The following is a 21,155-nucleotide window of genomic DNA, read 5'->3' on the forward strand; positions in this document are numbered from 1 at the left end:
CTGTTATGCATGGTCGAGGCTTTCTCCCGCACGTCCAAGTATATCTCTAATCCGAGGAGCTTGAATCTGTAAGGAAAAAGTTTGCTCGACAGCATGGCGCCCGTTCCGCCCATAACTGGACCGCAGTTTTTCGTCACTCAACAGCTTGCCCAAACAATCTCGCCAATCAGAAAGATCCACCGCCAACATACCGCACTGATTCCCCTCGACGATGTCGACGTTTACACCAACCGGCGAAGCAATGACTGGCACACCGCAAGCCATGTATTGAATGAGTTTATATCCACATTTCCCTTTTTCCCAGTCTCCATCAACGAGAGGCATTATTCCAATATCCAATAGCTGAATAAAGCCCGTTTCAGCATCCTCGCTCCAAGGATGAAGCTCTATATCGACACCTTCGAATTCGCTAAGAACTCCTGCCCCCGCCCCCATGAGTACCAGGCGAGCGTCGTACGTCTCACACGCTTCCCTGAGCGCATCACGAATCTGGACAACGTATTTTTCGGTTGAGGGCGACCCGATCCATCCAATCGTAAGTTTCCTATTTCGTTGCGACGCTTCCCCAGAATATCTTAAATAGTCAACAACGGTAGGAACAACTTCAATGCTTGACGCACCAGCATTAGCCGCCCTTTGGGCCAGATAATTATTTCCAGCGACTACACAATGCGCGTATCGCATTACAACATCAATTTTCGAGCCTAACAGCGCTCTAACAAAAACGTTTTTTGACAAATCATAGTTATGAAAAATAGCATCATCGTAGTCAACAACGTACGGAATACCCAAAACTTTTAGCAACCGCTCCACTGTGGCGGGCAAGAAAGGAAATATTTCCTTCTCGATCCAAATTACATCATATTTTCCCACTTGGAAAAGAACCAAAAAACGCGCTATATACCGCTTGAGCGTCAGCCAATGGGAGCGGCCTCGCCCCTGATAAAGGGACTCTAAATATTGGTCATCAAAAAGAGTTTGAACTTTTACCTGGACGCCATCACTTTCCAAGTAAGGCAAATACTGTAGCGCTCTAAGTCGGGTACTGGCGCCCATACGAGAGTATTTTGACAACAACAAAACCTTCATATCAACCAAAACTCCAAACCATCACAAGCAAACTTTGAAAGGCACAACCAACCATTGCCTACCACAATCAATAGCACTAATTCCGCCCAATGAAACGACCAGCAAACAGCGGAATAAATATTAACGCCAAATACAAATACGTGGTTAACGAGAACTGCCAGGCGTAAAACATCATAATCAACGCATACATGTAACAACTCAGCAAAGCCAGGTAATAACCTTTCCGCTTCATCGCCAACACTCGTAGCAGAGCAAAAACGCCACCGAGAAATGCCATACTGACTATGACTGCTGGAGTTCCTCCAGCTAGATACGGAGACGCCGCGTAGGTAAGAACGTTGAAATCACGGTCAGTAAGCCCAAGATCGAGCGGTGCGCACGAATACAAGCCGAGCGAGATAATGTCAATTAACTTACCAAACACAAGATCAGCGCAACCTAAATACTCCCTCCCCTCAGTCCATACCGAAAACGCCGTCACCGCATAGGAAAAGTACTTTAATAAAAAATCATAGCTATTGTCCCCGCCGGTTTTCCCAGTACCAATAGCAACGATAATAAACAATGCGACCAGCAGGGCAAATGAAACGAGTAGCCCCTTGAGCTTGACCCACCCCTCGTTAATCGCCGTATAACCGATCGCAACAAACAAAAAAAGCATACTTGTTCTTTCGGCCATGCTAAATGCAGAGACCAAGTAAATCGAAGCGGCAATAATGCAAGGAAACGCCCTTTTCCTCTGCGCATAGTAAAGTGCCAACGCCAAAGAAAACAACGCGAAGTGCTGCGCACCGTAGGAAGGCTGATGCTCCCATGTATTTGCAATTCGCAGTGCCAACAAAACACTATCGTACTGCCCACTCATCCCGACGACAATAATCTTATAAAGGCAAAGAACAAGGCCAACAAAAGACAAAACCCAGTAGAGCTGTATAACAAACAAATAAGGTACAGAGACCTCCTTCTTGGGCGTTATAAAATTCGTCAACAACAAGAACGCATAAACTAAAAAATAAAGCACAACAAACGAAAGCACGCCCAACAAATATACACTATGCCCCCACTCCCACTCTTGCTCTAATGCAAAAATATTTGCAGCAAACATCAACGTCGTTATGAACAATAAAATGAAGACAGGGGACACTAATGCGTTCTTAAAATATTTTCCCACTTAAGCCACCGTCTAGAGAAACGCAAAAACTTTGACGAAACCAACATACCACTATTGAACGTTTACGCAATAAATCTAGCGCAAATCTTGCGACATAGCAGCTCAATCATAGCAGGTAGTGCACTCAGAACATATTTCGGTTTTGAAGCAGCAAGCATCGCACGTATTGCGCTAAAATCTCGAACTTTAATTGCGGACAATATATAGGAAGCAAGTACACGAGAAATCGCCTTGACCTTTATCGACTCCGGTGCTAAAGATGCAATAACAGCCGAAACCATAGAATATTGTCTTCTTATATTTTTATAACTATTAGAACTATGCTGCCGATATCCAACCACGCAAAACTCAGGAGCGAAAAAGAAGTCAGTGTTCAGTAGAGGATATTTCAATAACATTTTTACAAACGTCGGATAGTCATCCAGCACCAAGTTCGAATCCCATCCACCAATCGCTCTTAAAGCCTCGGTCCTAAAAACTGTCGATTGCAAAAGCAATGGAGAAGGGTAATTCAAAAATAAACTGCGCGCGATAGACTCAGGTGGCAACCTGAAAAATACATCCTGAGCGCGCCCATAGACGGGAATTTTTTTTTCCGGCGCATCATCATAAAATGCATATCCACCACCCACGATAAATTTTGCATCTGGATTATTGATTAATTCTCTGACGCTTTTACTAATACCCTCGGCATTAGGTAAATCGTCAGATGCAACCAAGTAGAAAAACTCTGTAACCGCTGCATCAAGCCCTAGGTTCAACGACGATACAAGTCCAGAATTTTTCTTACAGACAAGCTCAATTGAGTGATCATTCAAACGCTCCATATACTCTTTAACTACACCCACAGTTCCGTCTGTGGACCCATCATCAACAACCAATATCTTCCGCCCTGGAATATCTACAGATCTAGCCGCGTCCAAACAGTCAACTATATAATTTTCATGATTGTAAGAAGGAATCAAAAGAGTAATCATTACAAACTCAATCTAATTTATTTAATGACTTAAGTTTATGGGACATACAAACTCCCATCACAACCCAATAAGCAGCATAGTTAAGCGCATAAGCGATCGTCACGCCCTGCAGGTCAAACTGTTGAGTAAAAACCCAAGACAGCAGCACAAAAGAGCACGAAAAAACAACTTCCGTAATCATAAAGAGCTTAAACATTGCTTTACCCAGCATTAAATAGGCCAGGACCCAACTGCCGATTTTCAATACATCGCCCAACATTTGCCAAGCAAACAAATCGATCATGGGCAAGAACTCAGGGGTGAATAATAGACTTACAATTAGCTCGCGAAGTAAGTATATGATTAACGCTCCTGCTGCAGCCACAGGTAAAATTATCTTATAGCCCTTGATTATCTCGGCACGAATCTGATCGGAATTCTTAAGCTCTGAGAACCGCGGCAAATAATATACGCTCAGGGTCGTGGTAATCAGCATCAAATAAGCCGCACTTAATCTGGTCAGCGCCTCCCAATAACCTGCAGCCTCCCAACCGAAACTTTGCCCAATGTGATTGCGAACCAGAATTTGGCTAAGAGGAACACATGCTACCGAGGTCAATGACATCGCCGTATACTTAGCCAAATCACGCGCAACCCCCGAGTCAATTCGACCTAGAAAGTATTTAAACTTAAACCAAGGCGCGCGATAGGAAAGCCACAACGTAACAAAAAAACTCAACGACTGATAAACAGCCAACGCTACCAGAGCGCCATATAATCCCCAGGCAATTGCCATGCAACTGGTCACTGCTAACGCGAACAAGCTTCCGGCTATATTCGATATGACGTAGCGACCTATCTCCTTCTTACCATTTAAAACGGCAAGCAACAAAGCATTCAAAACGAATAGTACCAATGTTATCGCGAACCAAACAAAGACACTACCGAGAGCACGATCATTTAAAAAAAACAGCGCCAATTCTTTATTAAATACGACAACAGCAACACCAGTAATGACCGAACTCAGCAAAGAAATACTTCCCGCAGTCCTCCACACTGTATGCTGTTTAACCTCATCCTCGAAATGCTCAGCAGTGTACTTAGTCACACCAGCATTAATCGCACCACTTGCAAACGCGGTAATCATTTGCACCGCGTTTTGGAATTGTCCGAGGGCCGCATACCCAACCGGCCCGACGTAAATCGCAAGAATCTTATTGATACCCAACAATGTGAGCATACGAACCGCAACTGCTATTCCGTTGAGCAAGCTAGTTTTGAGAAACGTCATTCTATCGTAGCGCCAATATAGCTATTACACGCAAGGATAACTAACTTAATATCGTCCATACCCATGTTTGGCGAGATTGGCAAACTAATAACCTCAGCATGAATATCCTCAGTAACCTCAAAGTTTAGGTCGGACCATTCTGCATAGGCTTGTTGCTTATGAGGAGGGATAGGATAGTGTATCAATGTCTCTACATTGTTGGAGCGCAAATGCTCTTGAAAGGCCTTCCGATCCTTGCAACGAATAACGAACAAATGCCAAACGTGCCCCGAGTAATTTTCAACATCAACCGCGTCCGAAAAAGGCAACTGCAGTAATTCATTCTTTATCCCTGCCATATAAGCAGCCGCTACGCTTCGACGATTATTGGTATCACGATCCAAATACCTAAGCTTCACGCGCAGCATTGCTGCTTGCAATTCATCCAGGCGGCTATTAACGCCTTTGAATAGGTTGTTGTATTTTACTTTTGACCCATAATTCCCTAAGGCACGGATCGTCTCTGCTAGGTCTTCATCATCGGTAGTTACCGCGCCCGCATCACCTAACGCGCCAAGATTTTTTCCGGGATAAAAGCTGAAGGCTGAAGCATCTCCCCAACTTCCAGCTTTTTTACCATCGACACTCGCGCCATGAGATTGCGCGGAGTCTTCCAGTACTAAAAGATTATGTTTTTTTGCTATCGCCATTACAGCGCCCATGTCACAAATACGGCCATACAAATGAACCGGAAGTATCAACTTTGTGCGACTAGTTAGAGCCTGCTCCACATTTTTGGGGCATATATTAAATGTTTCAGGATCGGGCTCAACCAAAACAGGAACTAAATTATTCTCAGTGATCGATAAAATACTAGCAATGTAAGTGTTCGCAGGCACGATAACTTCGTCACCATCCTTCAAGCGCCCCATCACTTTCCATGCTCTTATAGTCAGCGTCAACGCGTCCAAGCCGTTCGCAACGCCGACACAATGCTCTACACCACAATAATTAGAAAACTCGGACTCAAATGCACTGACTTCCGCTCCAGAAATATACCATCCAGAGTCGATCACTCGAGTGCACGCACTTATCAACTCGTCGCGATATGCAGAATTAATACCTTTTAAATCGAGAAAGCCTACCATTTGAATAATCCAATTAATTTCCTGAAGAAACTTGCACGACTGTCAACCACCGAACAAGCCTTTAATATAAAATACGTATAAAAAATTATATGTTATTTTTTACAAGCACCTTCCAAAAACTCATCATAATCTCGAATATAGTCTGCTTCGTCGTAGGCTGCACTCGCCAGAACCAAAAGTACGCACTGCTCACTAAAATCGTGCATTTCGCGCCACACCCCACCTTCGATGAGTATTCCCTTTGTCGCGCAATCGAGCCAGACATCTTCACGTGTGATGCCATTATCTAAAACCATGCGGCATTTGCCCACCAAGCATATTGCAACTTGTTTTAGGCTTCGGTGAGCATGAAAACCGCGACTGACGCCCTCAGCGGTCCGATAAATATAATAAACCCGCTTTATTTCGAAAGGAACGATCTTACCTTGCTCAATAGAAACAAGACTGCCTCGTTCATCACCTAACGTTTGAAAATCTATCCATTTTACAAGACTCATCACGCCCCTCCCATCACAGCCATATATATCAGTGAATCATGAAGTCATTAGTTTAAAAACTTAACATACCAAGGCATCGCCTTCTCCACTCCTCCGTCTATAGAGTAAGTAGGGGCATACCCCAGCTTAGTTTTTATTTTACTGATGTCTGCTTGCGAGTGCCTGACATCACCATCACGAAACTCCCGATATACCGGATCTTTTGTATAAACCACTCCATTCAAATTCAATTCATTTTTCATCGCAACAAACAAACTATTGAGCGTTGTACGACCACCGACAGCAACGTTATAAATCTGATTTCTCGCGTCATGATCTTCGGTAGTTGCCGCGAGTATATTTGCCTGAATAGTATTCTCGATAAAACAAAAATCCCTGCTTGTCTCTCCATCTCCATTGATGAATATAGTTTCATCCTTGATCATGGATGCGGCCCACTTTGGAATAACTGCCGCATAGGCACCATCAGGATCTTGCCGTTTGCCAAACACATTAAAGTAACGAAGACCTATACTATTAAAGTTATAGCAGCGTGCAAACACATCGGCGTACAACTCGTTCACGTATTTTGTAACAGCATAAGGGGATAGCGGATTTCCGATAACGTCCTCTACTTTTGGTAACCCGGGATGATCACCATAAGTCGAACTGCTTGCAGCATAGGTGAAGCTACTGACACCTGCATCACGCGCAGCAAGCAGCATGTTAAGGAAACCGTCAATATTGGTCTGATTAGTGCTGATGGGGTCGTTCAGAGATCTTGGAACCGAACCTAATGCCGCTTGATGAAGCACATAATCGACAGCGTGACATGCTTCACGGCAACAATTTAAATCTCTAATATCGCCTTCAATAAACTTCAAACGCATCCATTGCTCATCACTTACAGACCGTTGGACTTCTTTTAGATTTCGATGATGACCCGTAGAGAAGTTATCCAGCCCAATAACGTGCTGATTGAGCTTAAGCAACGTTTCAAGAAGATTTGAACCTATAAAGCCCGCGACACCAGTAATGAGCCAGGTCTTCGGCGCACGGATAAGTGATTCCAGTACATTTTCATAACGAGTCATTGGTTGCGCTCCTAAAATTTTATACCGACCCTAGTAAGTCAAGCCTTCCTTGCTTGATTACAATCGTATATCGGATTGGGCTCGATCTAAAAGATATTTCAAGTCGTATAGAATATGTTTCGCCTTTCCTAAAGAGCGAATACGTTCTGCGCCCATTGCTCGAAACTCGTTGTGCGCTACTGCTAGTACTATTGCATCATAACTATCAGTCACCGGAACCGCTATTGGACTAATGGAATATTCATGCTGAGCCTCTGACGGATTTACCCATGGGTCATACACATCCACTTCAATGTTGTACTCACCTAATTCACGCACAATATCCACTATTCGAGTATTGCGAAGATCGGGGCAATTCTCCTTGAAAGTCAAGCCCATGATGAGCACTTTTGCTCCATCAACGTGAATACGCTTTTTAAGCATAGCCTTTACTAATTGCGAAACTACATATGCACCCATACCGTCATTCAGACGGCGCCCAGCCAGAATAATTTCTGGGTGATAGCCTATCGACTGAGCTTTATGAGTCAAATAGTAAGGATCAACGCCAATACAATGTCCGCCTACCAGACCTGGACGGAAGGGTAAAAAATTCCACTTCGTTCCAGCAGCCTCTAGGACAGCTTCAGTATCTATCCCCATCTTGTTGAAAATAATAGCCAACTCGTTAATAAGTGCAATATTAAGGTCACGCTGCGTATTTTCAATCACTTTGGCAGCTTCGGCAACTTTTATGCTGCTTGCCTTATGAGTTCCTGCGGTAATAATTTGTCGATATAAAGCATCTACTATATCCGCCACTTCCGGAGTAGAACCTGATGTGACTTTTTTAATAGTCGTTACGCGATGTTCCTTATCGCCAGGATTGATGCGCTCTGGACTGTAACCGGCGAAGAAGTCGACGTTAAACTTCAACCCTGAGTATTTCTCTAGCACCGGAACGCAGTCTTCTTCGGTCGCGCCTGGATAAACAGTTGATTCATAAATAACCAAATCCCCCTGTTTAAGCACTCGTCCAATTGTTTCTGATGCCTTAATCAATGGCGTTAGATCTGGCTGATTATACTGATCAATCGGAGTTGGCACGGTGACAATAAAAACATTACATCCTTTCAGTACATCTGACTTAGCACTGAAGCTTAAATGCTTTGCTGCTTTTAACTCGTCGTCATTTACTTCTAATGTGCCATCACGCCCTTCATTCAGAGCATCAATTCGAGCTTGATTTATATCAAAGCCAATAACCGAACGATGCTTTCCAAACTCAACAGCCAATGGCAAACCGACGTACCCCAAGCCAACAACAGCGAGCTTTATATCTTCAAGTGACAGCATGTATTTATTCCGTGATAAATGTTTAAAATAATCGCTCTATGTTTTTTTCGTTGAAAAATCTCTTCAATATGAGCAACTCAATTAGAAAATCTCTCTGATCATCGATTAAAGGATTTTTCTGACATTGAATGCTCACATGATTGGGACCACTTTAGAGCATTCAAACACCACAACAGATCCCAAAACATTGATGCCGTGCCGTACACAAACCCAAATTTCAACACGCTACCGCCCCGGGATTTAAGCCCTCGATGCGGCGCTGAGTAACGAGGGCTCCCCTACCTCCGCGGTATGGGCATGCGAGCTCGTTGCCGACAGAAAAACACTCTGACCAATTCAACACATTGATTAGCAAAACCACCCGGCGCCATCCATCTGACGTCATGAAAATGGAATCACGATAAGCTGTTGTGCTATCCAATATGAGCATTTCCTTAACCATAGCGTATGTAGAAGAATCTCTAAAGCGACCTCGGTCGTTGAAATTTCGAATCACGCACAAGCCCGCCGCCCAAGGAGAAGGAGTAAAAGCAACTGCCAGCTCAACCCCTTGCATACATTTTAGTGAACCCTATGCAGGTCAACGAGGAGGCAAATCAAGAGCCCCCCCCCCCCCCAACAAAAGCCATTTACTGGCGATCCATCCAGTAAGCATTTCGCTCCAAACGCAGGCACAACCCAGATATTTCACTTGCCCCGAAGGTTTTCATCGGCAAGTTCGCTCCCCTCAGGCCTGCGCTTAACCCAATTCCAATGATTCGTACTGACAGCATGATGGCTATTGGACACGACCCTTAACCGTTCATTCCAATAAATCATTAACTAACATCAATTTCCTATGAGGTTATTGCATCAGCTATCGATATGAGGATTTTTCTGACAGGGATGCAGACCCGAACCGGTGCATCACCAAAACATATCCAAAAAATGGCCGGCCACTCACCCGCCAACCTAGACCTGTGATATTAAGCGAATGATCCAGTGCTGCAAACTCAATTCAACCAACGGCACCGCTTCGGAAATAGTGGTGAACGGTGACCAGGTCAGCCACAATGATGAATGATGGCATATAGCCAATAGCCACACCTTCTACGCTACCGACTTCAAAAGACCTGACAAGGCTGCTATCGCATCCCCCTCAGGTATTCAGAGCATCAACATGACTTAGCTTGATTGTCGCTTTCTGAGAAAAAGAAATTCGCGCAGTGCTGCAAAGACAACACCAAATATTAAGCCCAACATAAGCCCTAGGACAATTATTAGTGCTTTTTTGGGTTTTATGGGGCTTAGGGGTTCTATTGCTTGCTTATCGATAGTGACCAGTTTGATTCTGGACATATCGATATTTAAATTCTGCAAGCGAACAGCTTCTGCGCGCATAGGGGCTACTCCGCTCAAGAATAGCTCCTCATTTTTCCGCTGATTCAAAACATCTATCTGCCGATTTGACTGCAGCAGTTGAAGCTCCTTAGCGATAAGCGAGACTCTTTTTTCCGAGAAATCATCTGACTTACGCTGCAATAACGCAGTGCGCTCTGCCTCCAAAGCCTCAACCCCCATAAAATAAAGAGGTATTTGTTGATTATTGATTTCTGTACGCATGATATTGGTGGAACTATCATGAATGGCATCACCAAAAGAAGATGGCGTTGCAGGCTTTCGGATGCCAAGTGATTTTGCGATCACAATAGCTTCGTTCAACTGCGCCACTCTTTCCATACGGTTGGTTTTTAACTGGACTCTAAGCGCACTGAGCTCGTCCTGCAATTGAGCACGCTTTACGAGGTCAGACTCTACAAGCAAAGCAATTTTGGCTTGTTTCTCTGTCTCATAATTGGCGCGAGCTGCATCCAACTTTCCGTTTAGCTCTGCCATCCTATTTTTGACGATAACTTCAAGATCAGAACCGATTTGTTCACGCTCATTTGAGATTGCATAATCAATGAGGCCATTCAATATCGCTACACCGTCTATATCCTTCGGATAAGTCATTTCAAGTTTAATATAGGCACTCAACGAATCTGCTTTCTTAGTATCTGGCAATATTAGCTTGATCGAGTTACGATTAAACTCTTCGAAACTTTGCTCTAACGTTCGACCGGGCTGCACAAAATTCTTGAATAAATTCGGGTTAGCACGAAAAAAACCTAAACGAATATCGTAAGATTCAAGGGCCGCACCAACTTTATTCAAAGCCTCAGAAGGTGGGAGTTTATAGATTTCTGAACGATTCAAAGCGTCCAGTTCATTAATTGCTGAAGGTCGGAGAACACTCGTAACCTGAAACTCGGGAGTGGCTACAAAAGCGTATAGAACCGCTATCGCGGTCGAGAGCGCTGAAACCAGCAAAATCAGCTTCTTTTGCCGCCATATGGATCGGAAAAATGCTGCAAATTGAATGTCTTCAGCCGGGGAAATCTGCGGGGTGCGAAAGCTACTACTCACAACAAAAACCTGCCTTCAAGAATGAAACTGCGGGCTCGTTATGCAGGCATTTTGTAGCTCTTTAGCGTGTCATCTCGGCTATAACTCCCACCTAGCTGTTAAAGCCCACAAAAAGCCTGTTCTCGAGAACAATTAGCATTTTGACATCTAACGACAACAATACAAGTCTTGACAAGGCTGTAGGAGAATTCCTTCAAGCGAATTGCTCAATAGTCCTGTAGCAGAATCAACCACCTCGCCCAGCGAATGGGGTCGCTCTGTGCTCAGCCCCAGCGACAACTTCAATCTCGGCGACGACTCGCCTTCAGAACCACAGCAATCACTGGCCCGACGATCATTCCCACGATTAGAAAGAGGATCATGAAGGCAGAAACCGCCAAGCCAGGCGTACGCCACCCCAGAAATGACAATGTAACGCTTTGCTGGTTCTCCAAGACAAACGTCGCCACTGCCAGCACGAGCGACAATACAATCAGAACCTTGAAAACGCGTGCAAATGCACCCGACGACCTCCTCGGCAGCAGACTCACTCAGAGACCCTCGTCTTCATCTTCATTCACGCGATCCCGCAGCTCTTTGCCCGGCTTGAAGTGAGGCACAAACTTCCCGTCCAGGCTAACAGATTGCCCGGTTTTTGGGTTACGACCCACACGAGGTGCCCGATAATGAAGTGAAAAGCTACCAAAACCTCGAATTTCAATACGGTCACCAGTAGCCAAGCATTGCGACATTTGTTCAAGCATAGTCTTGATAGCCAGCTCTACATCCTTGGATGAAAGTAGCCCTTGATGGGTGACAATTCGTTCGATCAACTCCGACTTCGTCATATTTTTCCCTTCTTTTTCAAGCAGCTAGATCAGCGCTCCAAAGGTTTTAGCACGACTTGATGCTTTTGAAAAGCCCGTCCTCCGACTTCAGTTGGCATACCGACAAAAAATCGCGCAGCACCGCTACTGGAAAATTTCTACCCTCACTCCAAGGCACCCAAGCTCACCCCTGCCTGATTACCCCACGAAATATATGGAGGCAATCAGTTACGTCGAACTCAGGCACAACTCGCCTCACAAGTACTTTTCGCCTCGCCCTCTGGACCTGATAGTTTTTGCCGGCGAACCGTATGCAACGGTGTAAGGAGGTACATCCTCCAACACCATCGATTGGCCACCAACGACTGCGCATTCGCCTATGCTAATACCATGACGTAAGCTTGCGCCGATCCCCACAGCTGCGAGCCTACCCACCCGGCAGCCGCCCCCCGTGCTGACACCGGGTGCCAGACTGGAAAAATCCTGCATTGTAGAATCGTGATCCAAAGATGCTTTTGTATTAACAATACAAAAATTACCTATTTCGCAGCTCGGATTTACAATCCCTCCCGCCATTATTACCGTACCCACGCCTATAGAAACATCACGCCCAATAATTGCGCTGGGATGTATGGCATTGACAAACATTAAGCTAGGGCACAATCCTGCAACTCTAGTTGCCACATCCTCCCTTACGGCATTATCTCCTATAGCAATAACTATTCCCTTGATACTGTGCTGTGCGACGAGCGTCGGGAGGTCCGATTCACACCCAAGAACCTGGTAGCCAAGCGTTTCAGCACCGGGCGCCCTAAAATCGTCTACGAAGCCAAGAATTGCATAGCGCGCCTGTTTTTCGACAATATCGATAATGACTTTGGCGTGACCGGACGACCCCAAAATTACAATCTTTTCCATACTCAACTCCTAAACTGACCGACTACCGAGGGAGTGCTACGACAGCCTCGCGATTCGATTCAATACCACCAGACAATATCACCACTACTTATTGAAAGTACTTATCACAATAACTATCAGCTAATTATTTTGCGCGCCTCTATACACTCAACCTCGACCAGCTTCCAAAAGCTTAACGTTTCCGCAACTTTCAAGTACGCTCATTACTAAATGAGCATCATAGCTAGAATACATTTATTCTGATTTGGCGATCCAACGAATTTCAGGCACAAAAAAGGGCGACCGAAGTCGCCCTTTTTCTAAAGCCTTACAGAACTTAGTTCTGCTTAGCCATTGCTTGACGCAACAGAGCAGCCATAGTGGTGTCAGCTGCTGCTTCGCCTTCCGGAGCCGATTTCAGGCTCTGGATTGCTTCTTTCTCTTCAGCATCGTCTTTCGACTTGATGGAGAGCTGGATTACACGGCTCTTGCGATCAACGCTGATGATCTTGGCTTCTACTTCCTGGCCTTCTTTCAGAACGTTGCGCGCGTCTTCAACGCGGTCACGGCTGATTTCGGAGGCTTTCAGAGTTGCTTCGATATCGTCGGCCAGAGTGATGATGGCGCCTTTAGCGTCAACTTCCTTCACGATGCCTTTAACGATTGCGCCTTTGTCGTTGTCCTGAACGTATTCAGAGAACGGGTCGCTTTCCAGCTGCTTGATACCCAGGGAGATACGCTCGCGCTCTGGGTCAACCGACAGGATAACGGTGTCCAGCTCGTCGCCCTTCTTGAAACGACGAACAGCTTCTTCGCCAACTTCGTTCCAGGAGATGTCGGACAGGTGAACCAGGCCGTCGATGCCGCCGTCCAGACCAATGAAGATACCGAAATCGGTGATCGACTTGATGGTGCCGGAGATTTTATCGCCCTTGTTGAACTGGCCAGAGAAATCTTCCCATGGGTTAGATTTGCACTGCTTGATGCCCAGGGAGATACGACGACGCTCTTCGTCGATGTCCAGAACCATAACTTCCACTTCGTCGCCGACTTGTACGACTTTCGAAGGGTGGATGTTCTTGTTGGTCCAGTCCATTTCGGAAACGTGTACCAGGCCTTCAACGCCTTCTTCCAGCTCAGCGAAGCAGCCGTAGTCGGTCAGGTTGGTAACACGCGCGGTTACGCGAGTGCTTTCTGGGTAACGGGCTTTGATAGCAACCCATGGATCTTCACCCAGTTGCTTCAGGCCCAGGGAAACACGGTTGCGTTCGCGATCGTATTTCAGAACCTTCACATCGATCTCGTCGCCAACGTTGACGATTTCAGATGGATGCTTGATGCGCTTCCAAGCCATGTCGGTAATGTGCAGCAGGCCATCGACGCCACCCAGATCGACGAATGCGCCGTAATCGGTGAGGTTCTTGACGATACCTTTGACTTGTTGGCCTTCCTGCAGGGATTCCAGCAGAGCTTCACGCTCGGCGGAGTTCTCTGCTTCCAGGACGCTGCGACGGGAAACGACAACGTTGTTGCGCTTCTGATCGAGCTTGATGACCTTGAATTCGAGTTCCTTGCCTTCCAGGTGCGTGGTGTCGCGCACTGGACGAACGTCGACCAAAGAACCTGGCAGGAACGCACGGATGCCGTTAACGTCGACAGTGAAGCCGCCTTTAACCTTACCGTTGATAACGCCCTTGACCACTTCTTCAGCTGCGAAGGCTGCTTCGAGAACAATCCAGCATTCAGCGCGCTTGGCTTTTTCACGGGACAGCTTGGTTTCACCGAAACCGTCTTCAACCGAGTCCAGAGCAACGTGAACTTCGTCACCGACATTGATAGTCAGGTCACCAGCATCGTTGTAGAACTGTTCCAGCGGGATCAGAGCTTCAGACTTCAGACCAGCGTGAACGGTTACCCAGCGAGCTTGGTAATCGATATCAACGATAACACCGGTGATGATGGAGCCAGCCTGAAGGTTCAGGGTTTTTAGGCTTTCTTCAAAGAGTTCCGCAAAGCTTTCGCTCATTTTAATTCCTGTTGATAAGGGCGAAGAATACGCCCATCTCCACACCCCAGACGGTGTGGGTCAATTTCAGTTAAAAGAAGCCACCGCAGGACTATGACTGGTCCCCCGCGGCCTTCTTGATCACCCGGCAATATCGCGAATGGCGATTTCACTCAAGATGCGTTCCAGCACCTGCTCGATGGACAACTCCGTGGAATCCAGCTGTATGGCGTCAGCCGCCGGCTTGAGCGGGGCTACCGCACGCTGGGTGTCACGCTCATCGCGTGCACGGATCTCATCTAGCAGACTCGACAGACTAACACCATCGACTTTGCCCTTCAACTGCAAGTAGCGCCGGCGAGCCCGCTCCTCGGCGCTGGCGGTCAGGAAAATCTTCAGGGGCGCCTCGGGAAACACCACCGTCCCCATGTCACGACCATCGGCAACCAGGCCCGGCGGCTCTTGAAATGCCCGCTGGCGCTGCAGCAACGCATCACGCACGGCCGGCAGCGCGGCGATCTGGGAGGCCCACGAGCCGACTTGCTCGTTGCGCAAATCATCGGTCACATCATCCCCTTCCAGAATGATGCGCTGCGGATGACCTTCCGTCGCCCCGACGAACTGCACATCAAGATGCGCCGCCAGCAGTTTCAAGGATTCTTCGTTGGTCAGATCGACGCCATGGTTGCGCGCAGCAAATGCCAGCAGGCGGTAAAGCGCGCCGGAATCCAGCAGGCACCAGCCCAGGCGCTTGGCCAGGATGCCGGCGATTGTGCCTTTGCCCGAGCCGCTTGGCCCGTCGATGGTAATCACCGGTGCTTTGATATTCACAATTGAGCCTCTTGGGCAACACGGATGCCGACTTGGGCACACAGTGTAAGAAAGTTCGGAAAAGACGTAGCAACATTGGCACAGTCACGAATACGAATCGGCGCTGCCGCCCGTAGGGAGGCCACGCTGAACGCCATTGCAATCCGGTGATCGCCATGGGCATGGACTTCACCACCACCCAGCAACCCACCGTCAATAATAATCCCATCTGAGGTCGGTTCACACTTGACCCCCAGCACCCGCAGACCATCGGCCATCACCTGGATACGATCGGACTCTTTCACGCGCAGCTCTTCAGCCCCACACAACACCGTTCGCCCCTCAGCGCAGGCCGCCGCGACAAACAGTACTGGAAACTCATCGATCGCCAACGGCACCAGCGCCTGGGGAATGTCGATACCCTTCAGCACCGCTGCGCGCACACGCAGATCAGCGACAGGCTCGCCGCCCACTTCACGGGGATTTTCCAGGGTGATGTCCGCCCCCATCAGCCGCAGGATGTCGATTACCCCAGTGCGCGTCGGATTGATACCGACATGTTCCAGCACCAGCTCGGAACCCTCGGCAATCGTGGCGGCCACCAGGAAAAACGCCGAAGAGGAAATATCCCCTGGCACTTCAATACGGGTAGCAACCAGCGCACGCCCGGATTCAACCGACGCCGTAGCCCCCTCCACCACCACCGGGTAGCCAAAACCTCGCAACATGCGCTCAGTATGGTCGCGGGTCGGCGCAGGCTCGGTCACTGCGGTCTTGCCTTCGGCATACAGCCCAGCCAGCAACAGGCAGGACTTGACCTGGGCACTGGCCATCGGCAGCGCGTAACTCAAGCCCTTCAACACCTGCCCGCCACGAATGGTCAACGGCGGACGCCCCTCAGGCCCAGTCTCGATCACCGCGCCCATTTTTCGCAGCGGCTCTGCCACGCGGCTCATCGGGCGCCTGGACAGTGACGCATCCCCCGTCAACACGCTGTCGAAACGCTGCGCGACCAACAAGCCGGACAGCAAGCGCATGGACGTACCGGAGTTCCCCAGATAGATCGGCCCCGGCGCAGGCTTCAAGCCATGCAAGCCCACGCCGTGAATTGTCACGCGCCCATGGTGCGGCCCCTCGATCACCACGCCCATATCGCGAAACGCCTGCAAGGTCGCCAGGGCGTCTTCACCTTCGAGGAAACCTTCAACCTCGGTCACGCCATCTGCCAACGAGCCCAGCATGATCGAGCGATGAGAGATCGACTTGTCACCCGGCATGCGAATACGCCCGCTCAAGCGCCCACCCGGGTTGGCGACGAAGGTCAGCTCATCGGTGCTCACAGCGGTTTCGACGTAAGCCCGGCGCTCCAGAATCTTGCCGAAGTGCTCACGTGCCACCCGCGCACGGGTGAATACGCCCAGCAACTGATGACCATCCCCTGCATCGACCGCGTCCCGCAGGGCGTCGAGATCACTGCGGAAGGTATCCAGCGTGCGCAACACCGCTTCGCGGTTGGCGAGGAAGATGTCGTGCCACATCACCGGGTCGCTGCCGGCAATCCGCGTAAAGTCGCGAAAGCCACCGGCGGCGTAACGGAAAATCTCGAGGTTTTCGTTGCGCTTGGCCAGGGAATCCACCAAGCCAAATGCCAACAGATGCGGCAAGTGGCTGGTCGCAGCGAGCACTTCGTCATGACGCTCGACCTGCATATGCTCGACATCCGCCCCCAACGCGCGCCACAGACCATCCACTACGGCCAGCGCAGCCGGATCGGTTTGCGCCAATGGCGTCAGGATCACTTTATGGCGGCGGAACAGCTGCGCATTGGACGCCTCCACCCCACTCTGCTCGGAACCGGCAATCGGATGCCCAGGCACGAACCGCGCAGGCATGCCGCCAAAGGCCAGTTGCGCCGCGCGCACCACATTGCCCTTGGCGCTGCCGACATCCGTCAGAATCGCCTGCCCCAGATCCATCCCCGCCAGCAGAGCCAGCAACTTCTCCATCGCCAGGATCGGCACGGCAAGCTGGATCACATCAGCGCCCTGGCACGCGAGCGCCAGGTCCGCCTCACAGCGATCCACCACCCCCAACTCAACCGCCAACTTGCGCGACTGCGGGTCCAGGTCCACACCGACCACTTCGCCACACAGCCCACTTTCACGCAGGCCCTTGGCAAAGGAGCCGCCGATCAAACCCAGGCCGACCACCACCAGGCGACCGATCATAGGCACGACAGGTTGCAATGCAGTGACATCAACCACGAGCCAGAACCTTGGCCAGCGCCTCCAGGAAGCGGGCATTTTCAGCCGGCAAACCAATGGTGATACGCAAGTGGTTCGGCATGCCGTAATTGGCCACCGGGCGCACGATCACACCCTCGCGCAGCAGCCCCTGGAACACCGGGGCCGCCACCTGGCCGAGGTCGACACAGATGAAGTTGCCCTTGGACGGAATCCAGCCCAGGCCCAACTCACGGAAGCCTTCCTGCAATTGCAGCATGCCGCTTTGGTTGATACGACGACCTTCTTCCAGGTACTCGGTATCCTTCACCGCCGCACAAGCTGCCGCCAGGGCGAAGCTGTTGACGTTGAACGGCTGGCGAACACGGTTCAGCACATCGGCGACGACTGCGGTGGACAGGCCGTAACCGACCCGCAACGACGCCAGGCCATAGGCCTTGGAGAACGTGCGCGATACCAGCAGGTTCGGGTAGGCCGCAAGGAAGTCCAGGCCGTCCGGCAGGTCACTGCCCTCGGCGTACTCGATGTAGGCTTCGTCCAGCACGACGAGCACATGCTCCGGTACGTCCTGCAGGAAATCGTCCAACGCCTGCGCATCGAACCAGGTCCCGGTCGGGTTGTTCGGGTTAGCGATAAACACCACGCGGGTCTGTGCATCGATGGCCGCCAGCATCGCTGGCAGATCGTGGCCCCAGTCCTTCGCAGGAATCACCCGCGCATCCGCACCAACCGCCTGGGTAACGATAGGGTAGACGGCGAACGCATGCTCGCTGAACACCGCATTGAGGCCCGGCGCCAGGTAAGCACGGCCGACCAGCTCAAGGATGTCGTTGGAACCGTTGCCCAGAGTCACCTGGTTCAGCTCGACCCGGCACTTCTCTGCCAACAGCGACTTGAGGGCAAAACCGTTGCCATCGGGATAACGGGTCAGCTCGGCCAACTCTTCACGAATCGCCGCCAACACCTTGGGGCTCGGGCCCAGCGGGTTCTCGTTGCTGGCCAGCTTGACGATCTTTGCCGGGTCCAGGTTCAACTCACGCGCCAACTCGTCCACAGGCTTGCCCGGAACGTAAGGCGACAGTTGCTGCACGCCCGGCTGCGCCAGGGCGAGAAAGTTGCCACTCATGTTAACGCCTCACAAAACCGCTTTCGGGTAAGAGCCCAGCACCTTGAGCGCCACGGCTTCCTGGCTGATCTTCTCCAGCACGCCCTTGACCAGCGGGTCGCGGTGATGGCCGATGAAGTCGATAAAGAACACGTAGGTCCATTTACCACTGCGCGAAGGACGGGTCTCGATGCGCGTCAGGTCAATCCCGTTGTCGTGGAACGGCACCAGCAGTTCATGCAGCGCGCCGGGCTTGTTGCTCATGGAAACGATGATCGAGGTCTTGTCGTCGCCAGTCGGCGGCACTTCCTGGCTGCCAATCATCAGGAAACGCGTGGAGTTATCCGGGCGATCCTCGATTTTCTCGGCCAGGCGCGTCAGGCCGTACAGGCCCGCAGCCATATCACCGGCAATCGCCGCCGAGTTCCACTCCCCCTTGACCCGCTTGGCCGCTTCGGCGTTGCTGGACACCGCCACGCGCTCGACATTCGGGTAGTGCGCATCCAGCCACTTGCGGCACTGGGCCAGGGACTGGGCGTGGGAATAGATACGGCTGATGCTGTCGGTCTTGGTGTTCTCACCCACCAGCAAGTGGTGGTGGATACGCAGTTCGACTTCACCGCAGATCACCATGTCGTGCTCAAGGAAGCTGTCCAGGGTGTGGTTGACCGCGCCCTCGGTGGAGTTTTCCACCGGGACCACGCCAAAGTTCACCGCCCCCGCCGCCACTTCGCGGAACACTTCATCGATCGCCGCCATCGGCTTGCTGATCACGGCGTGGCCAAAGTGCTTCATGGCTGCCGCCTGGGTGAAGGTGCCTTCAGGGCCGAGGTAAGCCACTTTCAGCGGCTGCTCCAGAGCCAGGCACGAAGACATGATTTCGCGGAACAACCGCGCCATCTCTTCGTTGCCCAGCGGGCCTTTATTGCGTTCCATCACGCGCTTGAGCACCTGGGCCTCACGCTCGGGACGATAGAACACCGGCACCTCGCCTTCAGCCAGGGACGCCATCTTCACCCGTGCCACTTCCTGGGCGCAGCGCGCACGCTCACTGATCAGCTCCAGGACTTTCTCGTCCAGGCTGTCAATGCGCACGCGCAGAGCCTTGAGTTCTTGCTCAGACATTAGCCGTGTTCCTTTTCGAACTCTGCCATGTAGGCAACCAGCGCGTTGATCGCATGGATGTCGACGGCGTTGTAGATGGAGGCGCGCATGCCGCCGACCGAACGGTGACCCTTGAGGTTCAGCAGGCCACGCGCGTCGGCACCGGCCAGGAACGGCTTGTCCAGGCGATCATCAGCCAGACGGAACGGCACGTTCATCCACGAGCGGTCAGTGCGGTTGATCGGGTTGCTGTACAGGCCGCTGGCGTCGATGAAGTCGTACAGGGTGCGCTGCTTCTCTTCGTTCAGCTTGCCCATGGCAGCCACACCGCCCTGCTCTTTGAGCCACTCGAACACCAGGCCGGACAGATACCAGGCGAAAGCCGGCGGAGTGTTGTACATCGAGCCGTTATCGGCCGCGACCTTGTAGTTGAGCATGGTCGGGCACAGCGAACGGGCGCGACCCAGCAGGTCTTCGCGGACGATATTGACCAGGATGCCGCTCGGGCCGATGTTCTTTTGCGCACCGGCGTAGATCATGCCGTATTTGGACACATCGATCGGGCGCGAAAGAATGTCAGAAGACATGTCACACACCAGCGGAACGTCGCCCACTTCCGGTACCCAGTCGAACTCCAGGCCTCCGATGGTTTCGTTCGCGACGTAGTGCACGTAGGCCGCATCCTTCGACAGCTTCCATTCGTTCTGACCTGGAATCGCGAAGTAATCGTAGGGCTTGGCAGTGCCCGCCACATTCACGTGACCGTAACGGGAGGCCTCTTCAATGGCCTTCTGCCCCCAGATACCGGTGTCGATATAGTCGGCAGTGCCGTCTTCCGGCAGCAGGTTCAGCGGGATCTGGGCGAACTGCTGGCTGGCGCCACCTTGCAGGAACAGCACTTTGTAATTGGATGGGATGTCCAGCAAGTCGCGCAGGTCCTGCTCGGCCTTGTTGGCAATGGATACGAACTCATCGCTGCGATGGCTCATTTCCATCACAGAGAGGCCTTTTCCATGCCAGTCGAGGAGTTCACCCTGCGCACGCTGCAGGACTGCTTCAGGAAGCGCCGCGGGACCGGCACAGAAGTTATAGGCTCTCTTGCTCACATCCAATCTCACTCTGATCTGGTGGGGCTGCAATCATGTTCGGCAACAACCTTTCTCTGGAGCGAATCCCCGTGGGAGCCGGCTTGCCTGCGATA

The 21,155-nt window shown here is 50.6% G+C and carries 18 protein-coding genes; all 18 read right to left on the reverse strand.

What is annotated here, in order from left to right; genetic code table 11:
* Positions 1 to 3 precede the first annotated feature (3 nt).
* The 18 genes from OPU96_RS09635 to serC all read right to left on the reverse strand — a co-directional run bounded on the left by OPU96_RS09635 (position 4) and on the right by serC (position 21,060).
* Entirely contained in the window at positions 4 to 1,089 is a 1,086-nt protein-coding gene (locus tag OPU96_RS09635) for a glycosyltransferase family 4 protein (RefSeq protein ID WP_305392291.1), read from the reverse strand.
* 76 nt (positions 1,090 to 1,165) lie between these two features.
* Complete coding sequence (locus tag OPU96_RS09640) at positions 1,166 to 2,260, reverse strand: O-antigen polymerase (protein WP_498559011.1); 1,095 nt, start codon at positions 2,258 to 2,260, stop codon at positions 1,166 to 1,168.
* 62 nt (positions 2,261 to 2,322) lie between these two features.
* Entirely contained in the window at positions 2,323 to 3,237 is a 915-nt protein-coding gene (locus OPU96_RS09645; RefSeq protein WP_305392289.1) for a glycosyltransferase family A protein, read from the reverse strand.
* 7 nt (positions 3,238 to 3,244) lie between these two features.
* Positions 3,245 to 4,507, reverse strand: a complete 1,263-nt coding sequence (locus OPU96_RS09650) for an O-antigen translocase (RefSeq protein WP_498559012.1) — start codon at positions 4,505 to 4,507, stop codon at positions 3,245 to 3,247.
* Positions 4,504 to 5,634 (reverse strand): DegT/DnrJ/EryC1/StrS family aminotransferase, encoded by a 1,131-nt coding sequence (locus OPU96_RS09655; protein WP_226455364.1) that lies wholly within the window; start codon positions 5,632 to 5,634, stop codon positions 4,504 to 4,506. The genes OPU96_RS09650 and OPU96_RS09655 overlap by 4 nt, the downstream gene beginning before the upstream one ends.
* Before the next feature lie 92 nt (positions 5,635 to 5,726).
* Positions 5,727 to 6,131, reverse strand: coding sequence for a sugar 3,4-ketoisomerase (locus OPU96_RS09660; RefSeq protein ID WP_226455363.1), 405 nt, complete (start codon positions 6,129 to 6,131; stop codon positions 5,727 to 5,729).
* 47 nt (positions 6,132 to 6,178) lie between these two features.
* On the reverse strand, positions 6,179 to 7,204 hold the full coding sequence (locus OPU96_RS09665) for an NAD-dependent epimerase/dehydratase family protein (protein ID WP_498559013.1): 1,026 nt from the start codon (positions 7,202 to 7,204) through the stop codon (positions 6,179 to 6,181).
* A gap of 57 nt (positions 7,205 to 7,261) precedes the next feature.
* Positions 7,262 to 8,539, reverse strand: a complete 1,278-nt coding sequence (gene tviB / locus OPU96_RS09670; RefSeq protein WP_305392285.1) for a Vi polysaccharide biosynthesis UDP-N-acetylglucosamine C-6 dehydrogenase TviB — start codon at positions 8,537 to 8,539, stop codon at positions 7,262 to 7,264.
* A 1,164-nt stretch (positions 8,540 to 9,703) separates the two neighbouring features.
* Positions 9,704 to 10,984: a GNVR domain-containing protein gene (locus tag OPU96_RS09675; protein WP_192298692.1), complete on the reverse strand. Its 1,281-nt coding sequence runs from the start codon at positions 10,982 to 10,984 to the stop codon at positions 9,704 to 9,706.
* Positions 10,985 to 11,265: 281 nt separating this feature from the next.
* Positions 11,266 to 11,505: a hypothetical protein gene (locus tag OPU96_RS09680; protein ID WP_498559017.1), complete on the reverse strand. Its 240-nt coding sequence runs from the start codon at positions 11,503 to 11,505 to the stop codon at positions 11,266 to 11,268.
* Positions 11,506 to 11,514: 9 nt separating this feature from the next.
* A complete protein-coding gene (gene ihfB / locus OPU96_RS09685; RefSeq protein WP_192298691.1) occupies positions 11,515 to 11,811 on the reverse strand; it encodes an integration host factor subunit beta in 297 nt (98 codons plus the stop codon).
* Positions 11,812 to 12,045: 234 nt separating this feature from the next.
* Positions 12,046 to 12,708 (reverse strand): acetyltransferase, encoded by a 663-nt coding sequence (locus tag OPU96_RS09690; RefSeq protein WP_226455359.1) that lies wholly within the window; start codon positions 12,706 to 12,708, stop codon positions 12,046 to 12,048.
* A 316-nt stretch (positions 12,709 to 13,024) separates the two neighbouring features.
* Positions 13,025 to 14,713 carry a 30S ribosomal protein S1 gene (rpsA, locus tag OPU96_RS09695; protein ID WP_192298689.1) on the reverse strand — a complete coding sequence of 563 codons (1,689 nt, stop codon included), beginning with the start codon at positions 14,711 to 14,713 and terminating at the stop codon, positions 13,025 to 13,027.
* A 120-nt stretch (positions 14,714 to 14,833) separates the two neighbouring features.
* Positions 14,834 to 15,523, reverse strand: a complete 690-nt coding sequence (gene cmk / locus OPU96_RS09700; protein WP_192298688.1) for a (d)CMP kinase — start codon at positions 15,521 to 15,523, stop codon at positions 14,834 to 14,836.
* On the reverse strand, positions 15,520 to 17,730 hold the full coding sequence (locus OPU96_RS09705) for a bifunctional prephenate dehydrogenase/3-phosphoshikimate 1-carboxyvinyltransferase (RefSeq protein ID WP_226455441.1): 2,211 nt from the start codon (positions 17,728 to 17,730) through the stop codon (positions 15,520 to 15,522). The genes cmk and OPU96_RS09705 overlap by 4 nt, the downstream gene beginning before the upstream one ends.
* A 28-nt stretch (positions 17,731 to 17,758) precedes the next feature.
* Positions 17,759 to 18,871 carry a histidinol-phosphate transaminase gene (gene hisC, locus OPU96_RS09710; protein ID WP_192298687.1) on the reverse strand — a complete coding sequence of 371 codons (1,113 nt, stop codon included), beginning with the start codon at positions 18,869 to 18,871 and terminating at the stop codon, positions 17,759 to 17,761.
* Positions 18,872 to 18,880: 9 nt separating this feature from the next.
* Positions 18,881 to 19,975, reverse strand: coding sequence for a prephenate dehydratase (gene pheA / locus OPU96_RS09715; protein WP_003172650.1), 1,095 nt, complete (start codon positions 19,973 to 19,975; stop codon positions 18,881 to 18,883).
* Complete coding sequence (gene serC / locus OPU96_RS09720; protein ID WP_226455358.1) at positions 19,975 to 21,060, reverse strand: 3-phosphoserine/phosphohydroxythreonine transaminase; 1,086 nt, start codon at positions 21,058 to 21,060, stop codon at positions 19,975 to 19,977. The genes pheA and serC overlap by 1 nt, the downstream gene beginning before the upstream one ends.
* Between the last annotated feature and the right edge of the window lie 95 nt (positions 21,061 to 21,155).

It is taken from the genome of Pseudomonas sp. RP-B7, assembly GCF_059803535.1.